General features: G+C 58.4%; 9 protein-coding genes and 1 tRNA gene. All 10 read left to right on the forward strand.

What is annotated here, in order from left to right:
- The first annotated feature begins 4 nt into the window (after positions 1-4).
- Positions 5-727 carry an urea amidolyase associated protein UAAP1 gene (locus tag AO242_RS09810; protein WP_099268548.1) on the forward strand — a complete coding sequence of 241 codons (723 nt, stop codon included), beginning with the start codon at positions 5-7 and terminating at the stop codon, positions 725-727.
- An 11-nt stretch (positions 728-738) separates the two neighbouring features.
- Positions 739-1,359 (forward strand): urea amidolyase associated protein UAAP2, encoded by a 621-nt coding sequence (locus AO242_RS09815; protein ID WP_027899752.1) that lies wholly within the window; start codon positions 739-741, stop codon positions 1,357-1,359.
- A gap of 178 nt (positions 1,360-1,537) precedes the next feature.
- Complete coding sequence (locus AO242_RS09820) at positions 1,538-5,389, forward strand: urea carboxylase (protein WP_099268549.1); 3,852 nt, start codon at positions 1,538-1,540, stop codon at positions 5,387-5,389.
- A gap of 28 nt (positions 5,390-5,417) precedes the next feature.
- On the forward strand, positions 5,418-7,235 hold the full coding sequence (atzF, locus tag AO242_RS09825; protein ID WP_099268550.1) for an allophanate hydrolase: 1,818 nt from the start codon (positions 5,418-5,420) through the stop codon (positions 7,233-7,235).
- 321 nt (positions 7,236-7,556) lie between these two features.
- Positions 7,557-10,682, forward strand: a complete 3,126-nt coding sequence (locus AO242_RS09830) for a dermonecrotic toxin domain-containing protein (protein WP_099268551.1) — start codon at positions 7,557-7,559, stop codon at positions 10,680-10,682.
- A 132-nt stretch (positions 10,683-10,814) separates the two neighbouring features.
- Positions 10,815-12,296, forward strand: a complete 1,482-nt coding sequence (locus AO242_RS09835) for a sensor domain-containing diguanylate cyclase (RefSeq protein ID WP_099268552.1) — start codon at positions 10,815-10,817, stop codon at positions 12,294-12,296.
- Positions 12,293-12,526 (forward strand): cysteine-rich CWC family protein, encoded by a 234-nt coding sequence (locus AO242_RS09840; protein ID WP_099268553.1) that lies wholly within the window; start codon positions 12,293-12,295, stop codon positions 12,524-12,526. The genes AO242_RS09835 and AO242_RS09840 overlap by 4 nt, the downstream gene beginning before the upstream one ends.
- A gap of 340 nt (positions 12,527-12,866) precedes the next feature.
- Positions 12,867-13,559: a pseudouridine synthase gene (locus tag AO242_RS09845; protein ID WP_099268554.1), complete on the forward strand. Its 693-nt coding sequence runs from the start codon at positions 12,867-12,869 to the stop codon at positions 13,557-13,559.
- 301 nt (positions 13,560-13,860) lie between these two features.
- Positions 13,861-14,754: an alpha/beta fold hydrolase gene (locus tag AO242_RS09850; RefSeq protein WP_099268555.1), complete on the forward strand. Its 894-nt coding sequence runs from the start codon at positions 13,861-13,863 to the stop codon at positions 14,752-14,754.
- Positions 14,755-14,920: 166 nt separating this feature from the next.
- Positions 14,921-14,994 (forward strand) — tRNA-Gly (locus tag AO242_RS09855).
- Positions 14,995-15,035: the final 41 nt, after the last annotated feature.

Here is a 15,035-nt window from a genome sequence, read left to right on the forward strand (position 1 = left end):
GCTCATGACCACAAACACGTTATTCCCGGTCTTTACCGAAGAACTGCTGCCCGGTGGCGGCCATCGTTCCTTCATCCTCAAGCGCGGTGAGCTGCTGCGCCTGACCGATTTGAATGGCAATGCAAACGTCAGCCTGACGATGCTAAACGCAAACGAAAAAACCGAGCGGTTGAATCTGCCCGACAGCCTCAAGTGCCAACACACCGCCAAACTCACCAGCGGCCACTGCCTGTATTCGGACATGGGCCGCGTATTGACAGCGATTACGGCTGACACCTGCGGCTGGAGCGACAGCATCGGCGGCGTGCTCTGCGCCGATGAAGTTGCGGAAAAGTACGGCCAGGGCCGCTATCAGGAACTGCGCAATGGCTTCTTCCGCAACGGCGTCGATAACCTGCTGGTCGAGCTGGGCAAGTGGGGCCTGGGGCTGTCCGATCTGCTGATGACACTGAACCTGTTCAGCCGCGTCAGCGTTGACGACGCAGGCAAACTGCACTTCGTGCCGAACAACTCCAAAGCGGGTGACTACATCGAGCTGTACGCACCGATGGACACGCTGGTGGTGCTCACCGCGCTGCAACACCCCATGGACCCGAACCCGGAATACGCGCCACAACCGGTCCAGTTGAGCTGGATGAAAGCCGACGCCAGCGTCGCCGAACACTGCCGTACGTCCCGCCCGGAAAACGAGCGCGGTTTCATCAACACCGACCGCCTGTTCGCCTGAGGAGCATTGTCATGAGTCTGCATTCCAACATCCCGACCACCACTACTCACATCCCGGCAGGCGAGCCGTCGCTGACCGAACTCAAGGCCGGGCAAACCCTGCGCATCCTCGATCTGGAGGGCAACCAGGCAATCGATACGCTGTTCTTCAGCCTTGCCAACCCTCGTGAGCGCTATGACGTACAGCGCACATTGCGCCGTCAAGGCAGCGTTTATCTGACCACGGGCAGCGTGCTGTATTCCAATCTCGGCAAGCCGATGCTGACCATCGTCGATGACACCTGTGGTCGCCACGACACCCTCGGCGGTGCCTGCGCGCAAGAGAGCAACACCGTGCGTTACGCCCTGGAAAAACGCCACATGCACAGCTGCCGCGATAACTACCTGCGCGCCTGTGCCCACGATGGTCGCCTGGGCAAAGGCGACATCGGGCCAAACATCAACTTCTTCATGAACGTGCCGGTCACCGCTGATGGCGGGCTGACCTTTGAGGACGGTATTTCCGCCCCCGGCAAGTACGTGGAACTGCGCGCTGAAATGGACGTGATCGTGCTGATCTCCAACTGCCCGCAGTTGAATAACCCGTGCAACGGCTACAACCCGACACCCGCTGAACTGCACGTCTGGAATTGAGCCCTCGCGGCTAAAGCCGCTCCTACGGTTATGCGCACGTCGTAGGAGCGGCTTTAGCCGCGAGCCAGCGAAAAATCTGAACACACCACGACGGACGACCCTCGTGCAGACACATCAATAGCGGGACGGCCCGCTTCCCAGTTTGAGGTCGAGCTGATCGACTTCCGGGGTTCAAGCCATGTTCGACAAACTGCTGATTGCCAACCGCGGCGCCATTGCCTGCCGCATCCTGCGAACCTTGCGTGCACTGCACGTCAAAGGCGTCGCAGTGTATTCCGAAGCGGACGCTGCCAGCCTGCACCTGCTGGAAGCCGACGAAGCCCACAGCCTGGGTGAAGGCGGCTCAGCCGGAACCTATCTGGCGGTGGACAAAATCCTCGCCATTGCCAAAACCAGTGGCGCTAAAGCCATCCATCCCGGTTACGGTTTTCTTTCGGAAAACGCGGCCTTTGCTCAGGCCTGTGAAGACGCAGGGATCGCCTTCGTAGGGCCAACGCCCGAGCAACTGCGCGTCTTCGGCCTCAAGCACACCGCCCGCGCGCTGGCGAAGAAGCACGGCGTACCAATGCTCGAAGGCACCGAGCTACTCGACAGCGTCGAAGCTGCCCTGAGCGCGGCTGAAGTCATCGGCTACCCGGTGATGCTGAAAAGCACCGCAGGCGGTGGCGGGATTGGCATGCGCGTCTGCCGCAGTGCCGCAGAACTGAGCGAATCCTTCGAAGCCGTTAAACGCCTCGGGCAGAACAATTTCAGCGACTCCGGCGTATTCATCGAGAAGTACATCCAGCGCGCCCGGCACCTTGAAGTGCAGGTCTTCGGCGACGGTTGCGGCGAAGTGCTGGCCCTTGGCGTACGCGACTGTTCCGTACAGCGGCGTAACCAGAAAGTCCTCGAAGAAACCCCTGCGCCAAACTTGCCCGACGGCATGGGTGAAGCGCTGTGCATGGCGGCGATCAAACTTGCCAAAGCCGTTAACTATCGCAGCGCAGGAACTGTGGAGTTTGTTTTCGACAGCGACGACCAGCGTTTTTACTTCCTCGAAGTGAACACCCGCCTTCAGGTCGAGCACGGCGTCACCGAGCAAGTCTGGGGTGTCGATCTGGTCAGCTGGATGGTGCAACTGGCGGCCGGTGACCTACCGCCGTTGTCGGAACTGCAAGCCGCACTCAAGCCCAGCGGCCACGCCACCCAGGCGCGTCTGTATGCGGAAGATCCGGGGCGGGATTTTCAGCCCTGCCCTGGCTTACTGACGGCGGTGAACTTCCCGGCTGTGGATGGCAAAAGCTTGCGCATCGATACCTGGGTAGAAGCCGGCTGCGAGATTCCGCCGTTCTTCGACCCGATGATCGCCAAGGTGATCAGTTGGGCCCCCAATCGCCAGTTGGCCAGCGATGGACTGGCCAAAGCCTTGAGCGAAACCCGCCTGTATGGCGTGGAGACCAATCGCGATTACCTGCGGCAGATTATCGCCGACGTACCGTTCGCCAGTGGCCAGCCATGGACTCGCTGCCTGGAAGGTCTGGTCTATCAGGCCGATACCTTTGAAGTGCTCAGTGGCGGTACCCAAACCAGCGTCCAGGATTATCCGGGGCGCCTGGGTTACTGGGCGGTAGGCGTGCCGCCTTCCGGTCCGATGGACAGCCGTGCTTTGCGTTTGGGCAACAGTTTATTGGGCAATGCCGAAGGTTGCGCTGCGCTGGAAATCACCATGAGCGGCCCGTTGCTGCGCTTCAATACCGACGCGGTGATCGCGGTGACTGGCGCCGTTATTCCACTGACGCTGGACGGTCAGCCGCAGCCAATGAACACAGCAGTGTTCGTGCCCGCCGGTTCACAACTGGCGCTGGGCACGATTGCCGGGGCCGGTGCGCGCAGTTATCTGTGTGTACGTGGCGGGCTGGATGTGCCGGATTACCTGGGCAGTAAAAGCACGTTCACCCTGGGCCAGTTTGGTGGGCACGGCGGGCGCGCTTTGCGGGCGGGCGACGTGCTGCATGTTTCGCCGCTGATTGATCGCAGCGCCGGGCAGAAAGTCCCTTCAGAACAACTGGAAGACTTGCCGAGCGTACGCCATATCCGTGTGATCTATGGCCCGCATGGGGCACCGGAATATTTCACTGAAAATTACATGCAGACGTTCTTCGCCACGCAGTGGGAAGTGCACTTCAACTCCAGCCGAACCGGCGTGCGCCTGATCGGGCCGAAGCCGGAATGGGTCCGGGCCGATGGCGGAGAGGCGGGACTGCATCCGTCGAACATTCATGACAACCCGTATGCGATTGGCGCAGTGGATTTCACCGGTGATATGCCGGTGATTCTAGGTCCTGATGGCCCAAGCCTGGGCGGCTTTGTTTGCCCGGTGACGATCATTGAAGCCGACCTTTGGCAACTGGGCCAGCTCAAGGCTGGGGACAAGGTGATGTTTCATGCGGTGAGCCTTGAACAGGCACGCAGATTTATCGGTAGGAGCGAACTTGTTCGCGAGACCAGTTTCCCACACGCAAATGACGCATCGAATGTACCGACCTCCTCGCGAACAAGTTCGCTCCTACCGGGGGACGGCGGCGCAGCGCAGTCCGGTGGGAGCGAATTCATTCGCGATGAGGCCGTTGCATCCGATGCATCTTCTGCGTCTGGAATGCCTTCATCGCGGGCAAGCGCGCTCCTACAGGGGGACGGCGGCGCAGCACAGTCCGGTGGGAGCGAATTCATTCGCGAAGCAGGCGACGCGGTGCCTGATCTGACACCTTTGGAAGCGAGCCTCGCTCCAGCAGAATTGACGTCACCCATCGTTCTGGATATTGGCGCAGACGACACGCGCCTGGTCGCCCGCCTCTCCGGCGACACGCACCTGCTGCTGGAAATCGGCGCGCCTGAGCTGGATCTGGTCTTGCGCTTCCGCGGCCATGCCTTGATGCAGGCGCTGGAAGCCAAGCATCTGCAAGGCGTGATCGACCTGACGCCGGGCATTCGCTCACTGCAAGTGCATTACCAGCCGGAACGACTACCGCTGGCGCACCTGCTCGATATCGTCGCTGGCGAATGGGACGCCGTCTGCGCGGCCAAAGACCTGCAAGTCCCTTCGCGCATCGTCCATCTGCCGTTGTCCTGGGATGATCCGGCCTGTCAGCTCGCCATCGAAAAATACATGACTACCGTGCGCAAAGACGCCCCTTGGTGCCCGAGCAATCTGGAGTTCATCAGGCGCATAAACGACCTGCCCAACCTCGATGAAGTACAGCGCACCGTGTTCGATGCCAGCTATCTGGTCATGGGCCTGGGCGATGTGTACCTCGGCGCACCGGTCGCCACGCCACTGGATCCGCGCCATCGACTGGTCACCACCAAATACAACCCGGCTCGCACCTGGACCGCCGAAAACTCGGTAGGCATCGGCGGTGCGTACATGTGCGTGTACGGCATGGAAGGCCCCGGCGGTTATCAGTTTGTGGGGCGCACCCTGCAGATGTGGAATCGCTACCGCGAAGTCGCCGCGTTCGACGGCAAACCATGGCTGCTGCGCTTCTTCGATCAGATCCGCTTCTACCCGGTCAGCGCTGAAGAACTGCTGCGCATCCGTCGTGATTTCCCACTGGGCCGTTACGACCTGGAGATTGAACACAGCACTCTGAACCTGGCCGATTACCAGGCGTTCCTGAATCGCGAAGCCGAGGGCATCGCCACCTTCCGCAGCCAGCAACAAGCGGCATTCAACGCTGAACGTGAACGCTGGATCGCCAGCGGTCAGGCCAACTTCGAAAGCGAAGAAGCCGTCGCGCCGTTGACCGAAGAAGCGCCACTCGAGGCTGGAGAGCACAGCGTCGACAGCCATATCGCCGGTAACCTCTGGCAGGTGCAGGTCGAGGTCGGCCAGCGTGTCGAGGCAGGTGAGACCTTGGTGATTCTGGAGTCGATGAAGATGGAAATTCCGCTGCTGGCACCGACCTCCGGCGTGGTCCGCGAGGTGCGCGTCCAGCCCGGTTCGGCAGTGCGTGCAGGTCAGCGTGTCGTCGTGCTGCAAGCCGACTGATCCTTTTACTTTTTGATGGAATTCTTCTATGAGCCTTGAAGTAACGTTGCACGACCTGCGCCTTGATTCAGTCCGTGCGGCCTATGAATCCGGCAACCTGACACCCCGTCAATTGATCCTTGCCCTGCGGGAAAAAGCCGCTGCGTTGAACCCTGAATATCACCTGTTCATTCACCTGCTGACTCCGAACGAACTGGAGCCCTACCTCGCCGCACTGGAGGGTCGTGATATCAAGGACCTTCCGCTTTACGGCATCCCTTTCGCGATTAAGGACAACATTGATCTGGCGGGCATTCCCACCACAGCGGCTTGCGTGGCGTATACATACACGCCGGAACGTTCGGCGACGATCGTCGAACAGCTTTTAGCGCTGGGGGCGATCCCCATGGGCAAAACCAATCTGGATCAGTTCGCCACGGGTTTGAACGGCAGCCGCTCGCCCTTTGGCGCCTGCCCGAACAGCGTGCTCAAAGAATATCCCTCGGGCGGCTCCAGCTCGGGTTCGTCACTCGCCGTCGCGCTGGGCGTCAGTAGTTTCTCGCTGGGCACCGACACAGCAGGCTCGGGCCGGGTACCCGCTGCGCTAAACAATCTGGTGGGCATGAAGGCCAGTAAAGGCCTGATCTCCACCGCAGGCGTCGTACCGGCCTGCCGCACGCTGGATTGCGTGACGACTTTCACCGCCACCGCTCGCGAAGCCAGTCTGTTGCTGAGCCTGACCGCCAGGCTCGATGCGCATGACGAATACAGCCGCAGCAATCCGCTGTGGAACGACGCTTCGGCATTCGGTGCGCCACGTCCCTTCCGGTTCGGCGTTCCACGCGAAGAGGACCTGGAGTTCTTCGGCTGCACGGAGGGTCCGCAGCTGTTTAGCGACGCCGTTGACCACCTGACGGCGCTGGGTGGCCAAGCCGTCACTCTGGACCTGTCACCGTTCCTTGAGGCCGCGCGTCTGCTGTACGAAGGGCCGTGGGTCGCCGAGCGCTACAGCGTTGCGGGCGAACTGATGGAGACCAACCCCGACGCAGTGTTGCCAGTGATAAAAGCAGTGCTGGCCAAGGCCCCTGCGGTCAGTGGTGTGGAAACATTCCGCGCCCAGTACCGTCTGCAAGCGCTCAAGGCGATCTGCGACAAGGCCATGGAAGATCTGGACTTCGTCGTAACGCCAAGCATTCCCCGTCCGGTGACCAACGCCGAGCTGCAAGCCGAACCCGTATTGCGCAATTCGGACCTGGGCTACTACACCAACTTCGTCAACCTGCTGGACTACGCCGCCATTGCCGTACCGAGCGCGTTCATGAACAACGGACTGCCTTGGGGCGTGACGCTGTTCGGCCGGGTGTTTACTGATCAGTATTTGCTGAGTGTAGCCGACGCTCTGCAACGTCACACCGAACTGCCATTGATTGCCAACCTGAACACGCAGTTGAACAAGCCCGCCGCCATCGCACGCAACGACATGGCCCGCGTAGTGGTATGCGGCGCGCATCTGGATGGCCTGGCGTTGAACTGGCAACTCAAACAGCGCGGTGCTTGCCTGGTTGAAACCACACACAGTTCGCCGGACTACCAGCTGTATGCACTCGCAGGCGGCCCGCCGTTCCGGCCGGGCATGGGTCGGGTCGGTCAAGGTGGAGTCGCCATCGAAGTGGAAGTCTGGGAACTGCCAAGCCGCGAACTGGGCTCATTCCTCACCGGTATTCCGGCGCCACTGGGTTTAGGCAAAGTGCAATTGGCTGATGGCCGCTGGGAGTGCGGGTTTATCTGCGAAGCTTATGGGCTGGAGGGCGCAAAAAACATCAGCCATCTTGGCGGCTGGAGGGCTTATCTGCAGGCTGATAAATAGAGCTAAACAGGTTTGGAACACAACCCCGGTGGGAGCGAATTTATTCGCGAAAGCGGTGTGTTAGACGCAGATTTTTTTACAGGAAAAACGCATTCGCGAATGAATTCGCTCCCACGAAAAACAGGTATTTACGCATTGAACGCACATCCCGGTAGGAGCGAATTTATTCGCGAAGGCAGTGTGTCAGACACAGATATATTTGCAGGAAAAACGCATTCGCGAATGAATTACAAGTCTTGTGATTAGTCCCATACATAATTAGCCCAATCACAAAAAACCAGCCGACATAGTGAGCCTTCAACTCATCAAGTCGGCTTTTTTATGAACGATCAAACACCCCACACAGACCCTCATCGCCAGCGTCTGGAAAACCTGAGGCAAAGTCCCGGCTTCAAACTCATCGCCCACTCGACGCTGCTGCTCAAAGCCACCCAGCTGGACATGGATTACCCTCCTACCCTCCGCGCTTACATACGCGAGCAGTTGCGGCACCTGCTGCAACAGACCACCGGCAAAGCCCTGTCCCCCGACAAGCTCAGCATCAACTTTCGCACTGAAACCAATCCCGAGGTCGACAACCAGGGCCGCGAGCGATACTCGCGGCGCATGACGCTCACCGACATCGGCGTGCTGTCCTTTAATGGCGAGATGATGCGCGTACTTCTGCAGCACACCTTCACAGACAAGCCGCTGGATGAATCAACCCCTGCCCTTACCGCACAGGCTGCGCTCAACCTGATCATCAATAGCCGCTGGTTCTTCGACTACTCCGCACTGATGGAAAGTTTCTGGGCCAGGCACCGGGATACTTACCGGGCACTGGCCAAGCTGTCTTTTCTGGACAAACTGGCTCGGCAATACGCTCGTAAGCAGATTACTCGCGAAGGCTATGAACTCGCCCTGGAGGCCTTGGGTCTAGAGGCGTTTCCGGACTCGGCAGCTTGCCTGGAAATCCCCGCCCGAGGGTCGCGCGCTACTGCGCACCTGCTGTCGATCAACGAACAGGATCTACCCGACGCTTTTCAGATACGGTCCAACAACACATCGCATTGCTTTATCCACATGCCGGGAGGTCGAAATGCGCCAGTGGAGTACATCAGCAATAAGCCAACGCACATGGGTAGAAAGTTCGTTGAAGCCCTGAAGACCCTCCCCGGCTTGCATGACTACTCCGGGCCAGCCAGCCTTTCGGAAATCGACGGAGATATTTTTTCAGCCATTACCGCGGCTCAGGAAACACGCTCTCTGGAGTATATCGAGACGCAGGTCGGCATCAGCGCTCAACCTCATCCCTTCAAAAGCATAGAGCGTAGCCTGAGCCTGCTCGGCGCGGTGGATATATGGCAGTCGCACCCCGATGTTCTGCAACAGATTCCGGTTCCCTTGACCACTGCCGCCAGAATCATGGCCAAGGCGCTCCGGGAAAAACATCAGTGGGTAGTCAACCCCGATCAGGTGTTCATTCGTTACCTGCGGGGCCACTCCACCACCCCGCTTGGCGACGCCCGGCATCCTCCCATCGACATTCAGGTCCCGGATGAAAAGCCCATCAGCCTGAGCGAAGCACTGGTGAGCAATTACCGCGTCGCATCGCCAGCCGGTTATATCGATAACGGAGGCCGTAACGCGGTCTATCTCGACGTCACAGGCACAGGCAAATGGGACGCCCGCCAGGAGCTGCCCATGGACGTTCAGGCCATTGAAATGGTGATTCGCGAGATCAATTTTCTGAACGTGATGCACCAGGAAATCGATGAGTTCCAGGCGCAGCACAAGGCAGCCATTGAAGCGACCTTGCAAAGTCAGTTCGTGAACCAGGCATTGCGGTGCCTCAAGCACGGCACCTTGCAGCGTGAGGGGTTCGATCTGATCGTCAAAGCGCTTGAGCAACTGAACATCAGAACCCGGGGCGCGCGGGTCGAATGGGCCATACCCGGTGTCTATCTACAGCACTCCCTGTTTGACGGGCCGACCGAACAATACTGCCCGAGCCTTCTGGTACTAAGCCTTCCCGGCAGAGCGCAACGGGTGCTTTATCAGGCGGGCATGCTCAAAGCGTTTATCGAATTCGCTAGCGAGGACGAACTTAACCGCTATTTACGCCATGCAGCACATAGCCAGACGTGGCGAGATAGCGTTCGTCATTACGTCCCCGTGCGCCACCATGAGCGGCTCACGTACATCCTGAAAGTCTGGGCAGGAGAGCAGGCACCCAGCGAGCCGGTGTCCTTGTTGCGTCCCTGGACTGACGTCTTGCTCAATCACGACACACGCAAAGCGCTGGCGCAGGAACTGAAGGAGCAGCGCATCACGGGGTCACCGTTTGCCCATATCGCGCATATGCTCAGGCAGAACGCGCTCTGGAACGCGGATGACACCGTTGTCACCTCCCGGGAAGTATCACTTCGCTACTGGACACGCCTGCTTCAACAGTTGCAGTTTCTGATAGCGCCTATGTCGGTACTGCTGACGCCCGCGTTGATTGCTTCTCTGGCAACCGAACTCGGTATCGCAGCTTTGAATATCGGCTCGGCGAACTTGCCAGGTGCACGTTATGCCGAGAAACAACAGGCGTTGCTCAGTGCTCTGTCACTGGGACTACTGCAACTGCCGCCCTCCATGCCTCGACTGACCCATGCTCTGCGCAAGCTGGCGACGCCGGTCAAGCCCGTTTTACGTCCTGCGCTTGCATCGGCATCCAGTACTAAAAGCTTCGGTATCTGGCTCAACCGTTCGATGCCTGACCGGAAAACCCGCTTTGAGCAGTTCTTCCATACGGATGCAGTACTAAAAGCCTGGAACATTCCTGGTCACCCTGCGTTTTCCACGCTGGCGGTCAAAGCCTGGAAGCTGAAACGCCAGTTTCTGTTGTGGACTGCCGAAACCCGACAAGCGCGAACTCTGGTGGTCAGCAGCCACGGTTATTACCTGCCCTGGAGCAAAAATGCAGCCATCCCCAACGGCACGGAGCTGCAAGTCTACGCGCCGCATGGATACGAGTTGGTCGACCCCAGACTCCATCGGGTAGTCAGCAAGCAAGCGAGCCCTTTCGCTCTCCTCGATACGCAGCAAACAGCTCCCGCAAGTTCCCTGAGTCAGGCCTATGAGCTGACCGACAAACTGCTGGCAGGCACTGCCCGGCCGGGAATGATAAAGAACTACACCCTTTCAAAATTCCAGAGCCCTTACGGCGAAAGTTATCAGGACATTAGCCATGTCGTGCGCAACTCCAATCAGTCGCCGTTCAGAAATACGCTGCCATCACCCACTCCCATGGACGTACTGACGGTCAGAAACCGCTTCGGCATGACGCCCCCTGCTCTGGAGCAAATGTTCAACGCATTGTCTGAAGCCGGTATTCATTACGACAGGATTCTGCTGCTGCATTGTCGCTGCTCAGCGTTCAAGTCACTGCTTGGCATCGCACCTGTGTACAGAGTCCCCTGAGTAGGGAATGACAGATGTTCGGTAAGCATGAGTTCAACATCGCCGAAAAACATTCAACTTCGCCATAGCGTAAAGAATACCGGCGGGCTAGCATGCCTGCGTCAACGGACAGGCAAAACAATCGGACACGTTATGGCTTTTCGCACTGCTCGCCCTTCACAACGCTCACTTCTGTTTACGCTGGTGATCGTGCTGGGCTGTGGTTTCCTGGCAACCTCGCTGCTCAGCTATTACTCGTCGCGCGAGTCCATTCGCGACAACATCATCAATACCGAGCTGCCGCTGACGTCCGATACCGTGTATTCGGAAATCCAGAAAGATCTGGTTCGCCCCGTATTGATCTCTTCGATGATGGCCCGCGACACGTTCATGCGTGACTGGGTTGTGGAAGGCGAGCGCAATACTCAGCAGATCACCCGTTATCTCAAAGAAGTGATGGACCACTACGGGGCGTTCACCACGTTTTTCGTGTCCGACAGCAGCCTGACGTATTACCAGGCCAAAGGCATCCTGAAGAAAATCGACGCCCGGGAGCCGCGAGACGTCTGGTATTACCGCGTCCGGGACATGGAAGCTCCGTACGAGATCAACGTCGATCCGGACATGGCCAACAAGGACAACCTGACGTTTTTCATCAACTACAAAGTCTTCGACTACAACAACAAATTCATTGGTGCCACCGGCGTCGGGCTGACCGTGGATGCCGTCATCAAACTGATCGACCGCTACCAACAGCGCTATGAGCGCAGCGTTTACTTTGTCGATGCCTTCGGCCGCATCGTATTGACCGGCGAAAGCGGAGGCCCACAGGGCGCAGCAATTGGCGAGTCACTCAGTCAGTTGCCGAGCATGGCCGACTTGCTGAGCAAAATGCCCAAACCGCTCAGCGGCACTTACGAGCACAGGGTCAACGGCAAGGAACACTTCCTCAACGTACGTTACATACCGGAACTGAATTGGTACCTGTTCGTCGACAAGGAAGAGGAATCTGCACTGAGTGACATACGCCACTCGCTGTACCTGAACCTGCTTATCTGTCTGGTGATCACGCTCATAGTGGTTTACCTGCTGAATCTGGTGGTCAACCGCTTCCAGTACCGAATTGAAGCCCAGGCGACCCTCGATAGCCTGACCGGCCTGCCGAACCGTCGCGGTTTCAATCTGTGGGCGGTCAAGACCCTCAAGGATGCTCAGCGCGATGCTCGCCCACTCACAGCCATGCTGCTGGACCTGGACCACTTCAAGCGACTTAACGACACCCACGGGCATCTGGCCGGAGACGAAGTGCTGGCTGGTTTTGCTGACGACCTGAAAAGCTGCTTGCGTCAGTCAGACATCATTTGTCGTTGGGGCGGCGAAGAGTTCATCATCCTGCTCAAGGGCACCGATACCGTTGATGCCCATGATGTCGCGGAAAAAATTCGGCTGCTGGCCGAACAGCACCGTTACACGTTCTCCGGCGAAGTGCTGTATGTGACGGTCAGCATCGGCTTGAGCCGGTTGCAGCCCGACGATACGCTGCAAAGCCTGATCGCCCGCGCAGACAGCGCGCTGTATCGCGCCAAGCAGAACGGTCGCAACCAGATCTGCACGGAGGCGCCAAGCGCACCATGAACACCTCAGCCAGTACTCCACAAATCTGCCCGGCCTGCGGCGCAAGCAACGCTTGCACCCTGGCCGACCCGCGCACGGCGGATCAGGCGTGCTGGTGTTTTTCGGTGAGCATTGACCCCTCGGTGATCCGGGCCCTGCCGGAAGAACTGCGCAACAAAGCCTGCCTGTGCCCGCGTTGTGCGGGGATCAGTGATGCGCTTTCGGACAAGACTGATCCGAGCCCCGACTGAAGCCTTTGGAAGATGCTTTGACGTTGTAGGACTGGCTTTAGCCGGGAGGACGGCATTTCTTACAAAGAAAATTTGGCGAATGTCCTGCCCTCCTCCCGGCTAAAGCCGGTCCTACGAATCTCGCAGAACTGTGGGAAATTTCATTCGCGATGGCTGGTGCTAAATCTGTAGGAGCTGACGAAGGCTGCGAATTGCGGAGTGTCAGAAAAAACGCCTTCGCAGCCTTCGGCAGCTCCTACAAAAATTGTCCCAAATCAGCGCCAGTATTCGCTTGAGCTAATGGATCTTGCGCGGGAACAGGTAACATACCTGCCCTCCTCGCCATCACACCAAAATCGCCATGCGCCTCGACCGCTTCCTCAGCAACCTGCCGCGCTTCAATCGCAAGGACGTACGTCTGGCGTTGATCGGCGGACGGGTCAAAGTGGACGGGCAACGGGTCAGCGATCCGCATCACGCGGTGCGCGAGTTCAGCCGGGTGGAGTTCGACGATGAGGTCCTGCAAGTCGGCAAGCCTGCGCGCTACTTCATGTTGCACAAACCTCAGGGCCGCGTCAGCGCCACCACCGATCCGCAACACCCCACCGTGCTGGACTTGCTGCACGAGCCCGACAAGCACCAACTGCACATCGCCGGACGACTGGATTTCAATACCACCGGGCTGATGCTGCTCACCAACGACGGCCAGTGGTCACGACGTCTAACCCAACCCCAGACCAAGCTGCCGAAGGTTTACTACGTCGAAACCGAACAAGTCATCGACGAGCGCTATGTACAGACTTTTGCCCAAGGCCTGTACTTCGCCTTCGAAGACCTCACCACCCAACCCGCACAGCTGACGGTACTCGGCCCGCGTTGCGCAAGATTGAGCATCGTTGAGGGCCGCTATCATCAGATCAAACGCATGTTCGGCCATTTCGACAACAAAGTCCTGCGCCTGCATCGCGAAAGCATGGCCCACCTGAGCCTCGACCCGGAACTGAAGCCAGGCCAATACCGTGTGCTAGAGCCTTCGGAAATTCAGGGCGTATAAGTCTTTCCCTACCGCTGGGCAGTCCGGCGAAACAAACTACGAACGGCACTTGCGGGTTAGCGGATCCACTGCTTGAATCCAATCGTCAGTCCACATGTGACTGGCGAGTCATCTACGCATTCCAAGAAACCTTTTGCCGCCCCGAGCCAACGCTCACGGCAAATCGCCCGCCAATAATAAAACCTGTCGGCAAGATCGTTTCGGATCGACAAGGGCCCCTTTGCAAGGCAATGCCTACCTGTCACGAAATTCGTGCAACGTTGTTTGCGCGCACATCTTGTTTACGTCAGGAGACACACCTATGAGGCCAGAAATCGCTGTGCTTGATATACAGGGACAGTTTCGGGTTTACACGGAGTTCTATCGGGCAGAAGCTGCCGAAAAGACCATCATCATGGTCAACGGCTCACTGGCCACAACGGCATCGTTCGCCCAGACCGTGCGCAACCTGCACCCACAATTCAACGTGGTGCTCTACGATCAGCCCTACGCCGGCAAATCCAAACCCCACAACCTGAATGAAAGGCCGTTGAGCAAAGAGCTGGAAGGTCAAATCCTGCTGGAGCTGATTGACCATTTCAACGCTGAACACGTCATGTCGTTCTCGTGGGGTGGCGCGGCCACGCTGGTTGCTCTGTCCCACCGCCCCAAGCGCATCGAAAAGGCCGTCATCAGCTCATTCTCCCCCGTGATCAACGTCCACATGCGTGATTACCTGGAGCGCGGCATCACGCACCTCAGCGTCCATGACCGCTACGAAGTCGGCAACCTGGTCAACAGCACCATCGGCAAACACCTGCCGCCGCTGTTCAAGCGCTTTAATCATCGGCACGTGAGTAACCTGGACACCCACGAATACGACCAGATGCACTTTCACATCAACGACGTACTGGCCCTGGATACCGCGAACTACCTGACAGTCGCGCAGAACATCAACGTGCCCGTGTTGTTTCTTAACGGCGAGTGGGACGAGTACACCGCCGCCACCGACGCCCGCTTGTTCGCCCAGGCAGTCCAGCACAGCACCTTCAGCACCATTCAGAGCACCGGGCACTTTCTGGACATGGAACACAAATCCGCATGCCGGGATTCGCGTGACGCCCTGATGGACTTCCTTACACCAAAACCCGAGTCCAGTAGCCGATCAACCTACCACTACCGACAGGCCCAAACCGTACATGCCTTCGCCCTCTGAACCTGACGCACGACCGAACAAGGGACCCCATCCGCCCGTGCAGCACGCACAGACAAGCGCGGATGGGCTCCGTTCAGGATTGGTTTTCAAGGGATTAAAACAGGGGGGAGAGAAATTAGCGCTTCAATTCAGCGTGCCGTTCTGGTACAAAGTCAGCCGCTTCAGAGCGGGTGTAGTTTAGTGGTAAAACGAAAGCTTCCCAAGCTTTAGTTGAGGGTTCGATTCCCTCCACCCGCTCCATATCTTTCAAGGCTTTTGGGCCTTTCTTGCGTCACCTCCAT

Origin of the sequence: Pseudomonas sp. ICMP 561, assembly GCF_002699985.1 — a bacterium.
Lineage (GTDB): Bacteria > Pseudomonadota > Gammaproteobacteria > Pseudomonadales > Pseudomonadaceae > Aquipseudomonas > Aquipseudomonas quasicaspiana.

What these genes read in the sequence shown, in the direction of transcription:
- AO242_RS09810 (WP_099268548.1), top strand. Translation starts at nt 5, where the DNA reads ATGACCACAAACACGTTATTCCCGGTCTTTACCGAAGAACTGCTGCCC.
- AO242_RS09815 (WP_027899752.1), top strand. Translation starts at nt 739, where the DNA reads ATGAGTCTGCATTCCAACATCCCGACCACCACTACTCACATCCCGGCA.
- AO242_RS09820 (WP_099268549.1), top strand. Translation starts at nt 1,538, where the DNA reads ATGTTCGACAAACTGCTGATTGCCAACCGCGGCGCCATTGCCTGCCGC.
- atzF (WP_099268550.1), top strand. Translation starts at nt 5,418, where the DNA reads ATGAGCCTTGAAGTAACGTTGCACGACCTGCGCCTTGATTCAGTCCGT.
- AO242_RS09830 (WP_099268551.1), top strand. Translation starts at nt 7,557, where the DNA reads ATGAACGATCAAACACCCCACACAGACCCTCATCGCCAGCGTCTGGAA.
- AO242_RS09835 (WP_099268552.1), top strand. Translation starts at nt 10,815, where the DNA reads ATGGCTTTTCGCACTGCTCGCCCTTCACAACGCTCACTTCTGTTTACG.
- AO242_RS09840 (WP_099268553.1), top strand. Translation starts at nt 12,293, where the DNA reads ATGAACACCTCAGCCAGTACTCCACAAATCTGCCCGGCCTGCGGCGCA.
- AO242_RS09845 (WP_099268554.1), top strand. Translation starts at nt 12,867, where the DNA reads ATGCGCCTCGACCGCTTCCTCAGCAACCTGCCGCGCTTCAATCGCAAG.
- AO242_RS09850 (WP_099268555.1), top strand. Translation starts at nt 13,861, where the DNA reads ATGAGGCCAGAAATCGCTGTGCTTGATATACAGGGACAGTTTCGGGTT.